Source organism: Delftia sp. ASV31 (assembly GCF_016428765.1).
GTDB lineage: Bacteria > Pseudomonadota > Gammaproteobacteria > Burkholderiales > Burkholderiaceae_C > Comamonas > Comamonas acidovorans.
Genome location: NZ_JAELTK010000049.1, coordinates 25,455 through 44,956 on the forward strand (window position 1 = coordinate 25,455; position 19,502 = coordinate 44,956).

The 19,502-nt window shown below is 67.4% G+C and carries 19 protein-coding genes; 12 read left to right on the plus strand and 7 right to left on the minus strand.

Going from position 1 to position 19,502, the window contains the following annotated elements; all coding sequences use genetic code 11:
- Positions 1-20 precede the first annotated feature (20 nt).
- From JHD82_RS17755 to JHD82_RS17765, 3 genes are all read left to right on the plus strand, one after another.
- Entirely contained in the window at positions 21-716 is a 696-nt protein-coding gene (locus JHD82_RS17755; RefSeq protein WP_065345344.1) for a DUF4136 domain-containing protein, read from the plus strand.
- Positions 717-862: 146 nt separating this feature from the next.
- Entirely contained in the window at positions 863-1,222 is a 360-nt protein-coding gene (locus JHD82_RS17760) for a type II toxin-antitoxin system RelE/ParE family toxin (protein ID WP_034367349.1), read from the plus strand.
- Positions 1,219-1,542, plus strand: a complete 324-nt coding sequence (locus JHD82_RS17765) for a DNA-binding protein (protein ID WP_012203174.1) — start codon at positions 1,219-1,221, stop codon at positions 1,540-1,542. Before JHD82_RS17760 ends, JHD82_RS17765 begins: the two co-directional genes overlap by 4 nt.
- A 27-nt stretch (positions 1,543-1,569) precedes the next feature.
- On the opposite strand, the gene JHD82_RS17770 is transcribed toward JHD82_RS17765, so the two are convergent.
- Genes JHD82_RS17770 through JHD82_RS17785 form a run of 4 tightly spaced genes read right to left on the minus strand, consistent with a single transcriptional unit; the run spans position 1,570 to position 6,793 of the window.
- Positions 1,570-3,297 carry an ABC transporter ATP-binding protein gene (locus tag JHD82_RS17770; RefSeq protein WP_199137855.1) on the minus strand — a complete coding sequence of 576 codons (1,728 nt, stop codon included), beginning with the start codon at positions 3,295-3,297 and terminating at the stop codon, positions 1,570-1,572.
- The gene (locus JHD82_RS17775) at positions 3,294-4,232 is read right to left on the minus strand and encodes an ABC transporter permease (RefSeq protein ID WP_012203172.1); all 939 of its coding nucleotides are present in this window, start codon (positions 4,230-4,232) and stop codon (positions 3,294-3,296) included. Before JHD82_RS17775 ends, JHD82_RS17770 begins: the two co-directional genes overlap by 4 nt.
- Positions 4,229-5,194, minus strand: coding sequence for an ABC transporter permease (locus JHD82_RS17780; protein WP_012203171.1), 966 nt, complete (start codon positions 5,192-5,194; stop codon positions 4,229-4,231). Before JHD82_RS17780 ends, JHD82_RS17775 begins: the two co-directional genes overlap by 4 nt.
- A 6-nt stretch (positions 5,195-5,200) precedes the next feature.
- Positions 5,201-6,793, minus strand: coding sequence for an ABC transporter substrate-binding protein (locus JHD82_RS17785; RefSeq protein ID WP_199137857.1), 1,593 nt, complete (start codon positions 6,791-6,793; stop codon positions 5,201-5,203).
- A gap of 355 nt (positions 6,794-7,148) precedes the next feature.
- Between JHD82_RS17785 and JHD82_RS17790 the strand changes: the two genes are divergently transcribed.
- Complete coding sequence (locus JHD82_RS17790; protein ID WP_199137859.1) at positions 7,149-7,634, plus strand: DUF2501 domain-containing protein; 486 nt, start codon at positions 7,149-7,151, stop codon at positions 7,632-7,634.
- Between the two features lie 216 nt (positions 7,635-7,850).
- Complete coding sequence (locus tag JHD82_RS17795; protein ID WP_065345339.1) at positions 7,851-8,492, plus strand: histidine phosphatase family protein; 642 nt, start codon at positions 7,851-7,853, stop codon at positions 8,490-8,492.
- A gap of 24 nt (positions 8,493-8,516) precedes the next feature.
- On the opposite strand, the gene JHD82_RS17800 is transcribed toward JHD82_RS17795, so the two are convergent.
- Positions 8,517-9,521, minus strand: coding sequence for a tripartite tricarboxylate transporter substrate binding protein (locus JHD82_RS17800; RefSeq protein ID WP_043780777.1), 1,005 nt, complete (start codon positions 9,519-9,521; stop codon positions 8,517-8,519).
- A 239-nt stretch (positions 9,522-9,760) separates the two neighbouring features.
- On the opposite strand from JHD82_RS17800, the gene JHD82_RS17805 reads away from it, so the two are divergent.
- The 5 genes from JHD82_RS17805 (at position 9,761) to JHD82_RS17825 (ending at position 16,281) form a co-directional block, all read left to right on the plus strand.
- Complete coding sequence (locus JHD82_RS17805) at positions 9,761-11,635, plus strand: lysoplasmalogenase family protein (protein WP_199137867.1); 1,875 nt, start codon at positions 9,761-9,763, stop codon at positions 11,633-11,635.
- 251 nt (positions 11,636-11,886) lie between these two features.
- Positions 11,887-12,123, plus strand: a complete 237-nt coding sequence (locus JHD82_RS17810) for a hypothetical protein (protein ID WP_012203161.1) — start codon at positions 11,887-11,889, stop codon at positions 12,121-12,123.
- 212 nt (positions 12,124-12,335) lie between these two features.
- Entirely contained in the window at positions 12,336-12,746 is a 411-nt protein-coding gene (locus JHD82_RS17815; protein ID WP_043780774.1) for a hypothetical protein, read from the plus strand.
- Positions 12,747-12,764: 18 nt separating this feature from the next.
- Positions 12,765-15,524, plus strand: coding sequence for a magnesium-translocating P-type ATPase (gene mgtA, locus JHD82_RS17820; protein WP_199137869.1), 2,760 nt, complete (start codon positions 12,765-12,767; stop codon positions 15,522-15,524).
- Positions 15,525-15,564: 40 nt separating this feature from the next.
- The gene (locus tag JHD82_RS17825) at positions 15,565-16,281 is read left to right on the plus strand and encodes an MgtC/SapB family protein (RefSeq protein WP_012203158.1); all 717 of its coding nucleotides are present in this window, start codon (positions 15,565-15,567) and stop codon (positions 16,279-16,281) included.
- Between the two features lie 6 nt (positions 16,282-16,287).
- On the opposite strand, the gene ruvB is transcribed toward JHD82_RS17825, so the two are convergent.
- Positions 16,288-17,373, minus strand: coding sequence for a Holliday junction branch migration DNA helicase RuvB (ruvB, locus tag JHD82_RS17830; RefSeq protein WP_063327342.1), 1,086 nt, complete (start codon positions 17,371-17,373; stop codon positions 16,288-16,290).
- Between the two features lie 7 nt (positions 17,374-17,380).
- Positions 17,381-17,953 carry a Holliday junction branch migration protein RuvA gene (gene ruvA / locus JHD82_RS17835; RefSeq protein ID WP_012203156.1) on the minus strand — a complete coding sequence of 191 codons (573 nt, stop codon included), beginning with the start codon at positions 17,951-17,953 and terminating at the stop codon, positions 17,381-17,383.
- Positions 17,954-18,078: 125 nt separating this feature from the next.
- Here ruvA and JHD82_RS17840 point away from each other — a divergent pair, with 125 nt between their 5' ends.
- Together JHD82_RS17840 and ybeY are read left to right on the plus strand one after the other, a co-directional pair.
- Positions 18,079-19,050: a PhoH family protein gene (locus JHD82_RS17840; RefSeq protein ID WP_012203155.1), complete on the plus strand. Its 972-nt coding sequence runs from the start codon at positions 18,079-18,081 to the stop codon at positions 19,048-19,050.
- Between the two features lie 76 nt (positions 19,051-19,126).
- Positions 19,127-19,502: rRNA maturation RNase YbeY (gene ybeY / locus JHD82_RS17845; RefSeq protein WP_199137876.1), on the plus strand; the 376-nt coding region annotated here is incomplete at its 3' end.

A 19,502-nucleotide genomic window follows, 5' to 3' on the forward strand; every position in this document is an offset into this window, starting at 1 on the left:
TTTCGACCAAGGAGTACACCATGAAGCTGCGCTGCATCCATGTCCTGGCCATCGTGGCCACGGCCTTGCTCACGGGCTGCGCCAGCGTGCGCGAAGTCCAGAGCACCGTCCAGAGCTATTCCACGCTGGGCGCCCTGCCCGCGCCGCCCACCTACCGCCTGGAAGTGCTGCCCTCGCAACGCGAGGCGCAGACGCATTTCGCGGCCATCGAGTCCCAGGCCCAGCAGGCCCTGGGCCGCGTGGGCCTGCAGCGCGACGACTCCCGGGCCAGCCTGATCGTGCAGATCGGTGCCGACGCACGCTATGCGCGCGACTACGCCGCCTGGCCCTACTACGACCGCTGGGGCGGCCCGCGCTGGGGCTGGGGCGTGGGCTACGGGCGCGGCTGGGGCATGGGCTTTGGCGGCAGCTTCATGTTCGACGGCCCGCCGCTGGAGTACTACCGCGCCGTCAGCATCGTGATGCGCAACGCCACCACGCAGCAGATCGTCTACGAGACCTCGGCCCAGCGCCAGGATGTGTGGACCGACGACCCGGCCATCTTCGGCATCCTGTTCGACGCCGCCCTGACCGGCTTCCCCAACCCGCCAAAGGGCTCGCGCGTGGTGCGCACCACCATCGGTCCGGTGCAGCAGGGTGGCGCGCCGGCGCAGCCGCCGGCCCAGGGGGCGCCTGCAGCGCAGGCAGCACCGGCCACGCCAGCACCCGCCCGGTAAGCCATCGTGTCTCAGAAGCAAAGGCCTGCATCCGCAGGCCTTTTTTTGGTCCATCGCTGTCATTCGTTCCTGGGGACATGAGAACGCTGTAGGTCATGTGGACAGTGCCTTGCAGCGTTGGTAACTCATAAGTTACCATCCAATCCATGCGAATCCAGCTCCAGGAGTACATCCGCGAAGACGGCAGCAGCGCGTACCAGACATGGTTCAACGGGCTGGATGGCCAGGCGGCCGCCAAGGTGGCCGTCGCCATGGCCCGCATGGAGTTGGGCAACACCTCCAATATCGAATGGTTCCGGGGTATTGGCGAATACAAGATCGACTGGGGCCCGGGCTACCGCATCTATCTCGCCAAGGACGGGGAAAGATTGATCATCCTGTTCGGGGGCAGCACGAAAAAGGGCCAGCAGAAGGCCATCGACGAAGCCGTGGCCCTGCACAGCGAATACAAGGCTCGCAAGAGGCAACGCCCCTCGGACAATGCCAAAAAAGGAACGAAAGCATGACGCTCACCCGCGATTTCAAACAAACGGTCATTCAGCGCATTGAGCGCGACCCTGCTTTCGCACAGGCGCTGCTTGATGAGGCGGCCACTCTTTTTCTGAGCGGTGAGCCAGAAACGGCACGCCTCGTCCTGCGCGATCTCGTCAACGCAACGGTGGGATTCGAGACGCTGGCCGACCTCACGCACAAGCCGAGCAAGAGCCTGCACCGCATGCTTTCGCCGAAAGGCAACCCCAGCATGGACAATCTTGCCGCCATCTTTGCCGCCATCAAGAACTGGCTTCAGGTCCGGTTCGACGTGCGGGTCGTTGCCGCGACCTGAACGCCAGGCCATGGCAGTGCACCCGCCTCAGTGCACATGCTCCATATCAGGCACGGCAGCCATCAGCGCACGCGTGTACGCATGCTGCGGCGCATCGAGCACGGCGCCGGCCTCGCCGGTCTCGACCAGGCGGCCGCGCTGCATGACGCCGATGTCGTCGCACATGTGGCGGATCACGGCCAGGTTGTGGCTGATCAGCAGATAGGTCAGGCCGAACTCCTCCTGCAGGTCGCGCATGAGGTTGAGCACCTGGGCCTGGACCGAGACGTCCAGCGCCGAGGTGGGCTCATCGCAGATGATGAATTCGGGCCGGCTGGCCAGGGCGCGCGCGATGGCGATGCGCTGGCGCTGCCCGCCCGAGAACTGGTGCGGGTACTTGCGCGCATCGTCGGGCTTCATGCGCACGCGGCGCAGCGCCTCCTGCACGCGCTCGGCCGTCTCGTCCTTGCCGGCCGTCAGGGCCAGCACCTGCAGGGGCTCGGCAATCAGTTCCTGCACGGTCCAGCGCGGGTTCAGGCTGGCATACGGGTCCTGGAAGATCATCTGGAAGCGCCGGCGCATGGCCACGGTCTGGGCGGCCGGGCTCCACTTGTCCACGCCGTCGAACAGCACGGTGCCACTGGTGGGCGGCGTCAGCCCCGCCACCATGCGCGCCACCGTGGATTTTCCCGAGCCGGACTCACCGACCAGGCCGAATGTGGAGCCCCTGCGGATGGAGAAGCCGACGCCGTCCACGGCCTTGAGGATCTTTTTGTCCTCGCGCGCCAGCAGCCGGGCCAGCCAGCCGCTGGACAGGTCGAACTCCTTGCACAGATCCCTGACCTCCAGCAGGGCAGCCGCGGGCTCCTGCGCACCGGCCCCGGACTGCCAGGGCACGGCGGGCGCGGCCGGGCCGCCTCCCACCTCGGGCACGGGCAGGCGCTGCACGCGGTGGTGCACGCTGGGAATGGCGCCCATCAGCACCTGGGTGTAGGGCTGCTGCGGCGCGTCCAGCACCTGGCGCACGGGTCCGGTTTCCAGCACGCGGCCCTGGTACATGACCATGACGCGGTCGGCCGTCTCGGCGATCACTCCCATGTCGTGCGTGATCAGCATGGCGGCCGCGCCGCGCTCCTTGCACACGCGGCGCAGCAGGGCAATGATCTGCGCCTGCACGGACACGTCCAGCGCCGTGGTGGGCTCGTCGGCAATGATGAGTTCGGGCTCGGCGCACAGCGCCAGGGCGATGGCCACGCGCTGGCGCATGCCGCCAGAGAACTGGTGCGGATACTGGGCCATGCGCTCGCGCGCCTGCGGGATCTCCACCTCTTCGAGCAGGGCCAGCGCGCGCGCCTCGGCCTCCTTCTCGGAGACGGGCAGGTGCGTGCGGATGGTCTCCACCAGGTGCCGGCCCACGGTATAGACCGGGTTCAGGCTGGTCAGCGGGTCCTGGAAGATGGAGCCTATGCGCCGGCCGCGTATGCGCCGCAGGTCCTCGCCGCGCAGCGTGTCGATGCGCTCGCCGCGCAGCTGCACCGTGCCGGCCGAGATGCGGCCCGGCGGCTCGATCAGGCCGATCACGGCGGCGCCCGTCATGGACTTGCCCGCGCCCGACTCGCCGACCACGCCCAGAATCTCGCCGGGCGCGATGTCGAAGGACACATCGTCCAGCACCTGCACGGGGCCCTTGTAGGTGTCGAAGGTGACGGACAGGCCGCGAACGCTCAGCACCGCAGGCTGTGCGGGGGGCTGCCCGGATTCTTGTGTCGTGCTCATTGCAGCTTGGGGTTCAGTGCGTCGCGCAGCCAGTCGCCGACGAGGTTGACGGACAGCGCCAGCGCCAGCAGCACCAGCGAGGGAAACAGCAATATCCACCACTCGCCCGAGAACAGGAAGCCCTGGCCAATGCGGATCAGCGTGCCCAGCGAAGGCTGGGTTGGCGGCAGGCCCACGCCCAGGTAGGACAGCGTGGACTCGGCCACGATGGCATGCGCGAAGCTGATGGTGGCGATGACCAGGATGGGCGCCAGCAGGTTGGGCAGGATGTGGCGCACCAGGATGGCCACGCGGCTGCGGCCAATGAGCTGGGCCGCCAGCACGTAGTCCTTGTGCTTTTCCACCATCACCGCGCCGCGCACGGTGCGTGCGTACTGCACCCAGTCGGACAGGCCGATGGCCACGATGATCACGAAGACCGCCATGTCGTCGCGGTAGCCCTCGGGCAGCAGGCCGCGTGCGATGCCGAAGACCAGCAGCGCCACCAGGATCACGGGAAAGGTCAGCTGCACATCGGCGATGCGCATCATCAGCGTGTCGAACCAGCCGCCCGCATAGCCGCAGACCAGGCCCAGCGGCACGCCGATCAGCAGGGACAGCCCCACGGCCGACACGCCCACCAGCACCGACATGCGCAGCCCGTAGAGGATGGCGCTCCAGACATCGCGGCCCTGGTCGTCCGAGCCCAGCGCGTACAGCGTGCCGCTGGTGCCCGCCTGGCCCGGGGGCGTGAAGGCATCCATCAGGTCCAGATTGGCCGGATCGAAGGGGTTCTGCCAGGCCAGCCAGGGCGACAGCAGCGTGGCCGCCACGATCAGCGCCAGCACCAGCGCCGCCGCCTGCACCAGGCGCGAGCGTGCAAAGGCGCGCTTGACCGGCGAGTCGCTGGCGCGCCAGCCCGTGGGAGGGATTGCTTGTTTGGCGGAATCGGTCATCGGTTTCTCAAGCGGGGGTCCACGATCACGTACAGGAAATCGACGAGCAGGTTGATGCCCACGTACAGCAGCGCGATGAACATCAGGTAGGCGGCGATCAGCGGCACGTCCACGCCCTGGATGGAGGAGATGAACAGCAGGCCCACGCCGGGCCACTGGAACACGGTCTCGGTGACGATGGCAAAGGCGATCAGCGAGCCGATCTGCAGGCCCGCGATGGTGATCACGGGAATCAGGGTATTGCGCAGCGCATGGCCGAAGTACAGGTCGCGCTCGCGCAGCCCGCGCGCGCGGCCGAAGCGCATGTAGTCGGCGCGCAGCACCTCCAGCATCTCGGCGCGCACCAGGCGCATGATCAGCGTCATGTTGTAGAAGCCCAGCGTGATGGCCGGCAGGATCAGCGCCGACCAGCCCGAAGCCGTCAGCAGCCCGGTCTCCCAGCCGCCCAGCTTCACCGTCTCGCCGCGCCCGAAGGACGGCAGCCAGCGCAGCTCCACGGCAAACAGGTAGATCAGGGCGATGCCGATCAGGAAGGTGGGCAGGGATACGCCCACCAGCGACACCGTCATGATCGAGCGGCTCAGCCAGCCCTCGCGCCGTATGGCCGTGTACACGCCCAGCGCCACGCCGATGACCAGGGCGAACAGCGCCGCCGTCATCGCCAGCTCCAGCGTGGCGGGCAGGCGCTCGGCAATGATCTCGGTCACGGGGCGCTTGAGCCGGTAGGAGATGCCCAGGTCGCCCTGCAGCACCTTGCCCACGTAGCCCAGGTACTGCAGGGGCACGGGCTTGTTGAAGCCCAGGCTTTCCGTCAGCGCCTCGCGCTCGGCAACCGTCGCGTCCTCGCCCAGCAGGCTGATCGTGGGATCGCCGATATGGCGGAACACCATGAACGAGACAAAGGAAACGGCCAGCAGGACCAGGGCGGACTGGCCCAGCCGGCGCAGCAGATGGACCAGCATCGGCGCTTACTTCTTCTCGAACTTGACGAACTTGAAGTGCAGCGCGTTGTCCGGGTGCACGGGCACATTGATCCGGGGCACGGACGCGAAGTGGATCACCTGGTCATGCAGCGCGATGTAAAAGCGCTCCTTTTGCACCGTCTCCCAGATGCTCTTGATGGTGGCATCGCGCTTTGCCTTGTCGCTCTCCGAGGACAGGGACAGGATCTTGGCATCCACATCGGCATTGCTGTAGTGCGTCGCGTTCTGCGCGCCACGGCTGTCCTTGCCGCGCGTGTGCACCAGGAAGTCGAAGATGTAGGCCGAGTCATAGGTGGGCACGCCCCAGCCGTACAGGTAGAAGTCGCTGTCCGCCTTGGTCAGCGACACGCTGTGCATGGCGATCGGCCGGGCCGAGACTTCGGTCTTGATGCCGATGCGGCCCAGGAAGCCCGCCACCGCCGTGGCAATGGCCTCGTCGTTCACATAGCGGTCATTGGGCGTGTTCAGCGTGATGGTGAAGCCGTTGGGGTAGCCCGCCTCGGCCAGCAGCTGCTTGGCCTTGGCGGCATCCGCCTTGGGATAGGCCGCGAAGGCCTTGTCATAGCCGTTGACGAACGACGGCGCGATCACGCCCGTGGGAATCGACAGGCCGCGCATCACCGAGCGCTTGATCGCATCGCGGTCGATGGCCAGCTCGATGGCCTGGCGCACCTTGGGATCGGCCAGCGGATTCTTGCCCTTGACGTTGCTGCTCTTGAGCTCTGCCGCACCCACGTTCAGTCCCAGGAAGATGGAGCGGTTCTCGGGGCCTTCATTGATGCGCAGGCGCTTGTCCTGCTTCAGGCGCGCCACGTCCTGCGCGGGAATGTCCTGGGCGAAGTCCACCTCGCCCGACAGCAGGGCCGCCACGCGCGTGGCCGGGGACTTGATGGGCAGGTAGACCAGCTCGGTCACCTGCAGCGGGAACTGGCCCTTGCCCCAGTAGTCGGGATTGAGCTTCATCACCGTCCTCGAATCGACCTCGCGGCTGGCCAGCACATAGGCGCCCGTGCCGTTGGCCGCGCGCGTGGCGCCGTTCTCGGTCTTGCTGGCCGTGTCCTGCGTGGTCTCGGCGCCGTTGGCCTTGGACCACTTCTCGCTCATGATGAAGAGGTTGGTCAGGTTGTCGGGGAAGATCAGGTTCGGGCCCTTGGTCTTCACCTGCACCGTGAGATCGTCCACGGCCTTGGCCTCCTCCATCGAGGACAGCAGGGACTTGACCTGGGCGTTCTCGCCCTTGGCGCGGTTCAGCGAGAAGACCACGTCGCGCGCCGTGAACGGCGTGCCGTCATGGAACTTGACGTTGGGACGCAGCTTGAACTCCCAGACCGACGGGTCGGAGGTCATCTTCCACGAGGTGGCCAGCGTGGGCACCAGCTTGCCGTCGGCCGAGCGGATGACCAGGGTTTCGTAGATCTGGTGCAGCAGCACGAAATTGGTGCCCACGTTGAAGGCATGCGGGTCCAGCGAAGTCGGATCGGAGCCGCGCGCCCAGCGCACGGTCTCGGCCTGGGCCAGCGCGGCCGAGGTCAACAGGCCTGCGGCCAGCAAAGAACTGCCCAGAATCTTCATGATCATTTGTCTGCTCCCCTGTGGATTGATTGGAAGGGCGGCGGTCATGCGACGCAGCAGCCCGGGCGCCGCAAGAAGCGGGCCATATAGGTGCGCCCCACTGTAAATAACTTTTACAGCTTGTTGAATTGATTTTTATACTTAAAAGCCATTTCCAAATAACAAGGCCGCCGCCTGCGGCCCGCCATTGGCGTGCGGCCATCATGGACAGGCCAACGGCTTTGACAGCTAGTGAAAACGCGAAAGACCGCCACGGCCCGCTCTGGCAAAGGTTTGCAATCGGGCACAGGTCTGCGCCGCACGGCGTGCTAATTTCAGGCCCTGTATCGAGCCTGCGGGTTGCCGCGGAAAGGAAGCATCCATGAAGACATCCATTGCCAGCGCACTGCTGTGCGCCATGCTGGGCCTGGGCGCCCTGCCTGCCCAGGCGTCGGGCCTGGGCGACTCGCTGCGCCAGGCCTCGGGCCTTGGCGGTGACAAGGCCGCCGCCAGCAGCGAAGGCTCCGGCCTCGGCGGCATGCTGGGTGCGGGGGCAGGCGGTGCGGGCGCGCTGTCCGCCCTGGGCCTGAGCCCCTCGGCCACGGCCGGCAATGCGGCAGGCGTCATCTCCTACTGCATGAAGAACAACTACCTCAATGCCGACAAGGCGGCCCAGGTCAAGGACCAGTTGCTGGGCAAGCTGGGCATGCAAAAGCAGGAAGAGCCCAAGGACACGGGATTCCAGAACGGCCTGGGCGGCCTGGTCACCGGCTCCAACGGCAAGAGCTTCAGCATCGACAAGCTCAAGGGCGACCTCAAGGAAAAGGCCTGCGACTTCGTGCTGGACAACGCAAAAAGTCTTATTTGATCCCCCTGAGGCGCTGCGCGCCTTCCCCCTGAGGGGGACGACACCCTCGGTGCGGGGCGGCCCTTCCTCGGTGTCCCTGGGTTTAGGGCGCGCCAGTTTCGCCTTTTAGTTGACTATGCCAAGGATCCACTTGGCCTGCGCACCTGGGCCATGCAGGCTCCCGCAGCTTGCAGGACAATGCCTGCTCTTTTTGCAGCTTCCCCACGCCAGCCCCTCATGCAAGCCACGCGCATCATTGCCATCCGCCACGGAGAAACCGCCTGGAATGTGGACGCCCGCATCCAGGGCCATCTGGACATTCCTCTGAACGACATGGGACTTTGGCAGGCCGCCCAGGCCGGCAAGGCCCTGGCGGGTGAGCCGGTGGCCGCCATCTACAGCAGCGACCTTCTGCGTGCCTATGTCACGGCCGAGGCCGTGGCCGCAAGCACGGGGGCGACGCTGACGGCCGACAAGGGCCTGCGCGAGCGCTGCTTCGGCAGCTTCGAGGGCCAGACCTTCAACGATATCGAGGCGTCCCACCCGGAGGATGCGCTGCGCTGGCGCAAACGCGATCCCGAGTTCGTGCCCGCAGGCGGCGGCGAGTCGCTGCTGATGCTGCGCGACCGCATCTCGGCCACGGTGAACCGGCTGGCCAGTGGCCATCCCGGCGAGCAGATCGTGATCGTGGCGCATGGCGGCGTGATGGATGTGCTCTACCGCCTGGCCACGCACCAGGAAGTGCAGGCACCCCGCACCTGGGCGCTGGGCAACGCGGCCATCAACCGCCTGCTGTGGACGCCCCAGGGCCTGGGCCTGGTCGGCTGGGGCGATGTGCAGCACCTGGAAGGCGGTGCGCGCGACGAGGTTTTCAGCTGAACGCCCGCACTGCAGCGCAGCCCCTCATTCCACCTGGATATTGGCGGACTTGACGATCTGCGTGTAGCTCGCCTTTTCCTTCTTCAGGAATTGGGCGAACGTGGCCGGCGTGCCCGAGCCGGGCGTGGCGCCACTGTCCTGCAGGCGCTTGCGGACCTCGGGCAGCTTCAGCACCTCGGCCAGTTCGGCGGCCAGGCGGCTGACCACGGGCTCGGGCGTGCGGGCGGGGGCGAACAGGCCGGTCCAGGCTTCCAGCTCGAAGCCCTTGAGATCAGGCGCCTCCGCAAAGCTCATCACCTCGGGAATCACGTCGATGCGCTGTGCCGAGGTCACGCCCACGCCTTCCAGCTTTTTCTGCTGCACCAGCGGCGTGGCGCCGGTGGTCATCAGAATGCCCAGATCGACCTGGCCGCCCATGACTTCGCTGGTCACCTGGGCCACGCCGCGATAGGGCACATGGACCAGGCGGATGCGGGCGCGCTCCTGCAATCGCTCCATGGCCAGGTGCAGCACCGTGCCCACGCCCGGCGTGGCATAGGTCAGCGCACCGGGCCGGGCGCGGGCCATGCTGATCAGCTCGTTGAGGTTGTGCACCGGCAGGCCCGGGCGGGCCACGATCACCATGGGCGCCACCGTAGTCAGGCCCACGGGAGCCAGATCACGCTCGGCGTCATAGCGCACCGAAGAGTTCACCAGTTGCGCAATGCTCACCGGCCCGTCAAAGCCCAGCAGCAGCGTATAGCCATCGGCATGCGAGCGCGCCACCTTGCTCACGCCCAGCACGCCGCCGGAGGCCGGCACGTTGTCCACCACCACCGACTGGTGCAGCCGCGCACCCAGCTTTTCGGCGATCAGCCGCGCCGTGGCGTCCACATCGCTGCCCGCGCCAAAGGGCACGATCAGGGTGATGGGCCCGGCTGCCGGCCAGGGCTTGCCCGCGCCCGGCGCGGCATGGGCGGCGGGTGCAGCGGCAAGGGCCGCAGCCAGTGAGGCGGCAGCCGATAGCAGGGAGCGGCGGGACAAGGGCATGGGGCTTGGGCATGCAAGGCGCATGCCGGCAAAGGCGGTGCGGGCTGGCGATGGCCTGCAGGGCAAGCACGTCCAGCGCGTGGAAAGCGGGCGATTCTGCCATAGGGCGCAATTTTCCTGCCATGCGCTTGCCATGAAGCCCCATTTATTGCAATCCGTTTCAACCCTTGTGATTCCGTGTCCTAGGGTTCACGCCTAAGGCGCCGCACAACGGCCCTGTCCAGAATTGACGGGCCATGATGCCCTCACCCAGCCAAATCATCGTCTTCGCCACGCCGGCCTTTTTGCTGCTGATCGCGCTGGAATGGGGCGTGAGCCTGTGGCGCGGGCGCAATGCCTACCGGCTGGCCGATGCCGTCAGCTCCATCAGCCTGGGCATGCTCAGCCAGACCAGCGCCGTCTTCACCCAGCTGCTGCGCATAGGTCTGTACACACTGGCCTTCGATCATGTGGCGCTGTGGCGCAACGATGCCTTCTGGACCAGCATTCCCGGCTGGCTGCTGGCCCTGCTGCTCTACGACTTTTGCTACTACTGGCTGCACCGCATGGGCCATGAGGTGGCCGTGCTGTGGGCAGCCCACGCCGTGCACCACCAGAGCCAGGACTACAACCTGTCGACGGCGCTGCGCCAGACCAGCTCGGGCGCGCTGCTGGGCTGGCTGTTCTACCTGCCCATGGCGCTGGCCGGCGTGCCGCCGCTGGTGTTTGCCATCGTGGGCCTGATCGATCTGCTCTACCAGTTCTGGGTCCATACCGAGCAGGTGCGGCGCCTGGGCTGGTTCGACCGCTGGTTCTGCGCGCCCAGCAACCACCGCGTGCACCACGCCGTCAATGACTGCTACCTGGACAGGAACTACGGCGGCATCCTCATCGTCTGGGACCGCATGTTCGGCACCTTCAAGCCCGAGGACGACAGCGAGCCCTGTGTCTACGGCACGCGCGGCCTGCTGCAAAGCTGGGATCCGCTGTGGGCCAACGCCGTGGTGTACCGGCAACTCATCCATGACAGCTGGCATGCGCGGCGCTGGAGCGACAAGCTGCGCGTCTGGCTCAAGCCGCCCGGATGGCGCCCCGCCGATGTGGCGCAGCGCTTTCCCAGGCCGGCCTTCGATCTGGACGCGCACCGCGTGCTCTACGCACCCGACATGCAGCGCAGCCTGCGCTGGTTTGCGGGCCTGCAGTTCGTGGCGCTGATCGCCGGGGTGTCGCTGTTTCTGTGGCATGCCGACCAGTCCTCGACGGCGCACAATGCGCTGTGGTTTGGCGTGCTGCTGGCCTGCCAGTGGGCACTGGGCGCGGCCATGCAGGGGCGCATCAGCCTGTGGCTGGCCCTGGCCATCGAGGCCGGCGCGCTGGCCACCGCCACCAGCGTGCTGGACATGCTGCACTGGCACTGGCTGTTCAAGCCGCTGACCATGGTCTTTGCGCTGATCGCCGTCATGCAGCTGTGGCGCGGCAGCGCGGCCTTCTCGGCACTGGCGAAACCCGCGCGCGGCGCCTGCTGGCTGGCCGCGGCACTGGCAGCATCCCTGGCGGGCGACGTGTTCCTGATGCTGCCCGATCTGTTCATCCCGGGCCTTGCCAGCTTCCTGCTCGCCCACCTGGCCTATATCGTGCTGCTGCGCCAGGACGCACCCTGGTTTACGCACCGGCCCTCGCTGGCCGCCACGCTGGCCCTGGGTGCGGGCATGTATGCCGTGCTCTGGCAGGGCGGCCTGCCCGCCGCGCTGCGCCTGCCCGTGGCCGCCTATGTGCTGGTCATTGCGCTGATGGCGGCGCAGGCCCTGGGCCGCGCGCGGCATCTGGGCGGCAAGGCGGCCTGGCAGGTGGCCATGGGTGCCTGCTTCTTCATGGCCAGCGACTCGCTGCTGGCCATCAACCGATTTGTGCAGCCCTTCGACGGTGCGCAAGCCGGCGTGCTGTCCACCTACTACGCGGCGCAACTGCTGATCGTGCAGGGCTGGCTGGCCCGTGGCGCATCGACATCAGGGTTGACCCGAAGCAGCTCGCAAGGCACAATCGAGGGATCGCATTTTCAGGAGTCCTCCGTGGACAGTGCCAGTTCAACCAGTGACAAACAGCGCGCCGCAATGGCTTCGCTGCTGGCTGACTGACCGACTCCTGTGATGGGAGCGGCCATGTCGGTCGGCTTCCATCCATTGCTGCGTTTCCCCTTGGATCTTCGCGCCGCCCGGCGCTGCAGTGGCGCCTGGCATGCATCAGGCACGCCGCTCCTGCACCGAAGATTCCAATGGCTGTTGATCACTGACCGCGTGCCCGTGTGTCTGCCATCGAGCAGCGCCCGGCCCACGCTGCTTGACGGCCCTGCCTACGGCGGTCTTCCTGGTTCGCCAAGGAGAAAGCCATGTCCACACCGTTCGTCCGCCCCGCAATGCAACGCCTGCAGCCTGCCACTGCCGCGCCCTGCCCCGGCGCCACCGGCACGCGCGTGGCTGCCTCCCAGGCAGCAATGCAGGCCAAGGCACAGGCACAGATGCAAGCCCAGGCCCCTTCGGCCATGGAGCACGCCATGCACCTGGACCTGCAGACCCACTGGCCCACGCACCGCATCCGCAGCTTTCTGAGCCTGCAGCCGCGCTGAGCGCGCGCCGCGCCTTGTCCGTCCCCTCGTCAGAAAGGAGCTCCCCCATGGACCCCGATCCGAGTCGATCTTGCCCTGACCCCTCCGATACGGTCCGGCCGCACATGCCTGCGGCCCTTCCGCCTCATCCCAAGGCCCCGGCCGGGAGACCCGCGCACGTCCATTGATGGACAGATGCCGGGCTTCTTCCGCCGCAACGAAAGAAGCCCGCCATGCAACACGTCATCACCGCGCTGCGCACCACGCCGGCAACCACGCCCGCCACAGCACCCGTCTCCGCACGCGCCAGCCACACCTCCCGCGCCAGCACCCTGCAGCTGGCCCTGCAAGCCGCCATTGCGGCACGCCACACCGGACAACTGCACGCCCTGCTGCAGCAACACGGCCCCGATCTCTTCGCCCATGCCCTCGTGGCGCTCACGCAGCGCCAGCAGGCCGACGTTCTGTCCCTGCTGGCGGCGCAGGAGCGCGCCGAGGTCTACCGCCACCTGCCTGCCCATGCGCGGCGCCAATGGCTGCAGTCGGCCACCGTGACCCGCCCGCCGCTGCGCCGCCGCCTGCTGTGCGCCTGCCAGCGCAACTGGCACTGGCTGCGCGCCACCCTTCGTTCGAGCCAGGCCTGAGCCGCCAGGGAGGTCACCATGAAAAGCCTCAAGCACCTGTTCCAGGCGTTTCTGCGCAGCCGCCATGCCCTGGGGCTGTTCCGGCGCAATGCCCTGCCCTCGGGCACGGCCGTGCACCACTCGCGCTCGGTATCGCCGACCCTCACGCGCGAGCTGCTGCGCGCCTCGCGCGATGACATTGCCGCCGTGCTGGCGCGCACCGGCTCCAGTGAGGACGGCCTGACCCGCGAGCAGGCCCGCGCCGCGCTCACGCGTCTCGGCCCCAACGAGGTCGAGCACGAAAAGCCGCTGCCCGGCTGGCTGCACCTGTGGTACTGCTACCGCAATCCCTTCAACCTGCTGCTGACGCTGCTGGCCGTGGTCTCCTACGCCACGGAGGACATGAAGGCCACGGTCGTCATCGCCTCCATGGTGCTGCTGTCCACGCTGCTGCGCTTTGTGCAGGAAGGCCGCTCCAACCGCGCCGCCGCACGGCTCAAGGCCATGGTCAGCAGCACGGCCACGGTGCTGCGCCGCAATGGCGGCCCCGCGGCTCCTGCAGATGCCGACTCCGCAGATGCCCCGCACAGCGGCTTCGGCCAGCAGGCGCGCCGCTACGAGGTGCCGCTGCGCGAGGTCGTGCCCGGCGATTTCGTGGTGCTGTCGGCCGGGGACATGATTCCTGCCGACTGCCGCGTGCTCAGCGCCAAGGACCTGTTCGTGAGCCAGTCCGCCATGACCGGCGAATCCCTGCCCGTGGAAAAGCGCGCCGACGCCAGTGCATCGAATGGCACCGGCGTGCTGGATGCCAGCAACCTGCTGTTCATGGGCACCAACGTGGTCTCGGGCACGGCGCTGGCCGTGGTGCTGGCCACGGGCAACCGCAGCTACTTCGGCACCATTGCCACGCGGGTGACCTCCAACGACCGCGCGCCCACGGCCTTCGAGACCGGGGTCAACAGCGTCAGCTGGCTGCTGATCCGCTTTGCGGCCGTGATGGTGCCCGTGGTGCTGTTCATCAACGGCTACACCAAGGGCGACTGGGCCGAAGCCTTCCTGTTCGCGCTGTCCGTGGCCGTGGGCCTGACGCCCGAGATGCTGCCCATGATCGTGACCTCCACCCTGGCCAAGGGTGCCGTGGTGCTGTCGCGCCGCAAGGTCGTGGTCAAGCGGCTGGACGCCATCCAGAACTTCGGCGCCATGGACGTGCTGTGCACCGACAAGACCGGCACGCTGACCCAGGATCGCATCGTGCTGGAACGGCACACCGATGCCTTCGGCCAGCCCTGCGACGAGACGCTGCGCTTCGCCTACCTCAACAGCCACTACCAGACGGGCCTGAAGAACCTGCTCGACCATGCCGTGCTGGAACACGTGGAGCTGCACACCCAGATGCGCGTGGCCGAGGACTACCGCAAGGTCGATGAGATCCCCTTCGACTTCGAGCGCCGCCGCATGTCCGTGGTGGTGGCCGAGCGCAACCACCACCACGAGCTGATCTGCAAGGGCGCGGTCGAGGAAATCCTGGGCGCCTGCACCAGGCTGCGCGAGGGCGACGGCACGCGCCCGCTGGACGAGGAGCAGTTGGCCCGCGTGCGCCGCGTGACGCGCGAACTCAACCGCGAGGGCCTGCGCGTGGTCGCCGTGGCCATGAAGGAAGTGCCGCCGCACAAGAGCGACTACGGCGTGGCCGACGAGTCGGAGCTGACCCTGATCGGCTACATCGCCTTCCTGGACCCACCAAAGGAAACCACGGCCGATGCGCTGGCCGCCCTGGCCGCGCACGGCGTGGCCGTCAAGCTGCTGACCGGCGACAACGAACTGGTGGCCGCCAAGGTCTGCCGCGATGTGGGGCTGCCCGCAGACCACATCATCCTGGGCACGCAGATCGAGCACATGAACGACGAGATGCTGCGCCAGACCGTGGAACGGCACCAGCTGTTCGCCCGGCTCACGCCGCTGCACAAGGAGCGCATCGTGCATGCGCTGCGCGCCAACGGCCACATCACCGGCTTCATGGGCGACGGCATCAACGACGCCCCGGCCCTGCGCGCGGCCGACATCGGCATCAGCGTGGACAGCGCCGTGGACATCGCCAAGGAGGCGGCCGACATCATCCTGCTGGAAAAAAGCCTGATGGTGCTGGAGCAGGGCGTGATCGAGGGCCGGCGCACCTTCAGCAACATGCTGAAGTACATCCGCATGACGGCCAGCTCCAACTTCGGCAACGTGTTCTCGGTGATGGTGGCCTCGGCCTTCATCCCCTTCCTGCCCATGCTGCCGCTGCACCTGCTGGTGCAGAACCTGCTGTACGACCTCTCGCAGATCGCCATCCCCTTCGACAACGTGGACGACGAACTGGTGCGCCAGCCGCTGCGCTGGAACCCGGCCGACCTGGGCCGCTTCATGGTGTTCTTCGGGCCCATCAGCTCGCTGTTCGACATCCTGACCTTCGCGCTGATGTGGTTCGTCTTCGCCGCCAACACGCCCGAGCAGCAGACGCTGTTCCAGTCGGGCTGGTTCGTCATCGGGCTGCTCACGCAGACGCTGATCGTGCACATGATCCGCACGCCCAAGATCCCCTTCCTGCAAAGCCGCCCGTCCTGGCCGCTGCTGCTGGCCACGGCGGCCGTGATGGCGGCCGGCATCTTCCTGCCGATGGGGCCGCTGGCCGGCTACTTCAAGCTGCAGGCGCTGCCGGCGGCCTACTTCCCGTGGATGATTGCCATATTGCTGGGCTACGCTTGCCTGGCCACGCTGCTCAAGCGCGTCTACATCCGCCGCTACGGCTGGCAGTGATGCACCCTTCAACCCATTCACCAGGAAAGTCCGGAACCCCATGCAGGCCCTGCAGAACCTCAACCCCGGCGCCATGCTGGACACCTTCGTCAGCCTGACCACGGCCTTCGTGTTCGGCGCCCTCATCGGCCTGGAGCGCCAGGTGCGCCAGCGCACGGCGGGGCTGCGCACCAACACCCTGGTCGCCGTGGGCGCGGCCGTTTTCGTGGACCTGGCCGTGCGCCTGGGCGGGGCCGAGGGCGCCACGCGCGTGGTGGCCTACGTGGTCTCGGGCGTGGGTTTCCTGGGTGCGGGCGCCATCATGAAGGAAGGGGCCAACATCACCGGGCTGAACACGGCGGCCACGCTGTGGGGCTCGGCCGCCGTGGGCGCCTGCGCGGGCGCCAGCCTGGTGGCCGAGGCGGGCCTGGCCACGCTGTTCGTGCTGGCCAGCAATACCTTGCTGCGCCCCGTGGTCAACCGCATCAACCGCCGCCCGGTGGATGACGAATCCACGGAGTCGACCTACTACGTCTACGCCATCTGCCACCGCGGCGCTCAGGGCGATGTGCGCGAGCAGATGCTGGAGCTGCTGGAGAACGCCAGCTACCCCGTGCGCGGCGTGGAAACCCATGCCTTCGGCCCGCAGGACACGGAGATCGAGGCCATGCTCTACGCCACCTCGGTGGACTCCGACGAGCTGGACCGCGTGATCGCCGCCATCGAGGCCCTGCCCGGCGTGCTGCAGGCCTTCTGGAACGCCGGCACGGAGGAATGAGCGTCGTCAGCTGGCGTCGTCGCCCGGCACGGGAAGGCCCAGGTGGCGGTACGCTGCCTGGGTCGCCATGCGCCCGCGCGGCGTGCGCTGCAAAAAGCCCTGCTGGATCAGGTAGGGCTCGATCACATCCTCGATGGTGCCCGCTTCCTCGCCGATGCTGGCCGCGATGTTGTCCAGGCCCACGGGGCCGCCGTCGAAGCGGTGCACCACGGCCTCCAGCAACTTGCGGTCCATGATGTCGAAACCCTGGGGATCGACATCGAGCATGGCCAGCGCACGGTCGGCCAGCTCGCGCGTGATGCTGCCGTCGCCACGCACATCGGCATAGTCGCGCACGCGGCGCAGCAGGCGGTTGGCAATGCGTGGCGTGCCGCGCGAGCGGCGCGCGATCTCGAAGGCGCCCTCGTCATCGATGGGCGCGTTCAACAGGCCTGCACTGCGCCGCACGATGCGCGCCAGCTCCTCGGCCGTATAGAACTCCAGCCGCGCCACGATGCCGAAGCGGTCGCGCAGCGGATTGGTCAGCATGCCCGCGCGCGTGGTCGCGCCCACCAGCGTGAACGGCTGCAGGTCCAGCTTGATGGAGCGTGCGGCCGGGCCCTCGCCGATCATGATGTCGATCTGGTAGTCCTCCAGCGCCGGGTAGAGGATTTCCTCGACCACGGGCGACAGGCGGTGGATCTCGTCGATGAACAGCACATCGTTGGCTTCGAGGTTGGTCAGCAGCGCCGCCAGGTCCTTGGGCTTTTCCAGCACGGGGCCGCTGGTCTGGCGCAGATTCACGCCCAGCTCGGCCGCAATGATGTGCGACAGCGTGGTCTTGCCCAGGCCCGGCGGGCCGAACAGCAGCACATGGTCCAGCGCCTCATTGCGCTTTCGGGCCGCGCCGATGAAGATCTCCAGCTGCTCGCGCGCCTTGGCCTGGCCCACGTACTCCTGCAGCAGCTTGGGGCGCAGCGCGCGCTCCATGGCCTCTTCCCCGCGCGAGACCGGCGCTGCCGAAATCATGCGCGGCTTGTCCGGTGCCTTGTCTGGCGGGAAGCCGCCCTGCGCAAAGCCGCCCTGCCCGAAATCGTCGGTATGGATGCTCATGCGCCGCTCACTTGGCCAGCGCCTTCAGCGCCAGCTTGATGCCTTCGGTCACGCCCACGTCGGGCGGCAGCTTCTTGAGCGCGGCGGCCGCATCCTTGTCGGAATAGCCCAGCGCCATCAGCGCCTGCACGATGTCGTTCTGGTCGTTGTTCACGAACAGCGACTGCGCGCCCGTATCGGCGCCGATCTTGCCCTTGAGCTCCAGCAGCAGGCGCTCGGCCGTCTTCTTGCCGATGCCCGGCACCTTTACCAGGCGGCCCACCTCCTGCAGCGTCACGGCCTGGGCCAGGTCCTCCACGCTCATGCCGCTGAGCACCGACAGCGCCATGCGCGGGCCGATGCCGGTGATCTTGATCAGCTCACGGAACGCCTGGCGCTCGCTGTGCGTGCCAAAGCCGTACAGAAGCTGCGCATCCTCGCGCACCACGAAGTGCGTCAGCAGGCTGACCTTGGCCCCACTGGCGGGCAGGTTGTAGAAGGTGCTCATGGGCACCTGCACCTCGTAGCCCACGCCGCCGCAGTCCACCAGCACCTCGGGCGGGTTTTTTTCCAGCAGCGTTCCTGTCAATTTGCCTATCATTGGTGTCCTTTGCCGCCCTGGGGGCGGCTTTTCATGCCCGTCCGCAACCGAACGCCGGCCCATTCACAGGGTATGGCACCACGCCCTCGCGCTGGCCGCCGCCCGGAATCTCTGGAATTATCCGCGTGATCCTGCGCCACACCTTCACACCCCACGACAACAACCGGTTGAGCCACGTCTGCGGCCCGGCCGACGCGCACCTGCGCACCATCGAGATCGCAATGGGCGTCAAGATCGCCCACCGCCACGAGCAATTCAAGATCGACGGCCCCAAGGCCAAGGCCAACGACGCACTGGAGCTGCTGCAGGCCCTCTACGAGATGGCCGACGACCCCATCCTGGACGACTCCCTGCAACTGATGCTGGCCGGTGATACCGAACTCATCGAGCAGCCCCAGGACGCCATCCAGCTGTCCACGCGCCGCCCCGACCTGCGCGCGCGCACGGCCAACCAGTCGGCCTACCTGGAGAACATCGCCCGCCACGACATCACCTTCGGCATCGGCCCGGCCGGCACCGGCAAGACCTACCTGGCCGTGGCCTGCGCCGTGGATGCGCTGGAGCGCAGCGCCGTGCAGCGCATCGTGCTCACGCGCCCGGCCGTGGAAGCGGGCGAGCGCCTGGGCTTTCTGCCCGGCGACCTCACGCAGAAGGTCGACCCCTACCTGCGCCCGCTGTACGACGCGCTCTACGACCTCATGGGCTACGAGAAGGTGCAAAAGGCCTTCGAGCGCAATGTGCTGGAGATCGCGCCGCTGGCCTTCATGCGCGGGCGCACGCTGAACAACGCCTTCGTCATCCTGGACGAGGCGCAGAACACCACGCCCGAGCAGATGAAGATGTTCCTCACGCGCATAGGCTTCGGCGCCCGCGCCGTGGTCACGGGCGACGTCAGCCAGATCGACCTGCCCAAGGGCGCCCTGAGCGGCCTGATCGATGCCGAGCGCGTCTTGAAGCGCGTCAAGGGCATCGCCATCAACCACTTCACCAGCGCCGACGTGGTGCGCCACCCGCTGGTGGCCCGCATCGTGGACGCCTACGACGCACGCGGCCAAGCCCCTGCGCGCCGTGCCGCACCGCGCCTTGCCGCGCATTGATCCAGACAGCCAAAGCAGACGCCCGCCCACGGGCGCCCCAAAGCACAAGCCCAAGCTCACGCCCACGCACTCCCCCATGTCCCTGAACCAACTGCAACTGTCCCTGCAATTCGCGCGCTTTGCCGAGGCACCTGTCCACCGCGCCGTGCTGTCCCGCAGCAAGGTCACGCGCTGGATACGCCACGCCCTGGCCGTCGATGCCGAAATCACCGTGCGCATCGTCGACGCCGACGAAGGCCAGCAGCTCAATCGCGAATACCGGCAAAAGGACTACGCCACCAACGTCCTGACCTTCGACTACCAGCAGGAGCCCACGGCCATGGCCGACCTGGTGCTGTGCGCCCCCGTGGTCGAGCGCGAGGCGCGCGAGCAGAACAAGACGCTGGAGGAGCACTACGCCCACCTGCTGGTGCATGGCACGCTGCATGCCCAGGGCTGGGACCATGAAACCA